General features: G+C 36.3%; 1 rRNA gene. It reads right to left on the reverse strand.

Annotated features, from left to right (window positions below):
* Positions 1-75 (reverse strand): 16S ribosomal RNA (locus tag AB4558_RS21820); the annotation flags it as partial.
* Positions 76-234: the final 159 nt, after the last annotated feature.

Here is a 234-nt window from a genome sequence, read left to right on the forward strand (position 1 = left end):
TCGTTTCCGCTCGACTTGCATGTGTTAGGCCTGCCGCCAGCGTTCAATCTGAGCCATGATCAAACTCTTCAATTTAAAGTTTTGATTACCTAAATTAATAGGTGTGACTCAACGAATACTGACTTCAAAACTACAAAAAGTAATTCTAAAGCTATTACCATTCCAACAGAATGATAATGAATTGACTGTGCCGATAATAAATTATCGATTGGTCACTCAGTTCATTGAAATCAA

Origin of the sequence: Vibrio sp. 10N.222.51.C5 (assembly GCF_041474575.1) — a bacterium.
Classification (GTDB): domain Bacteria; phylum Pseudomonadota; class Gammaproteobacteria; order Enterobacterales; family Vibrionaceae; genus Vibrio; species Vibrio crassostreae_C.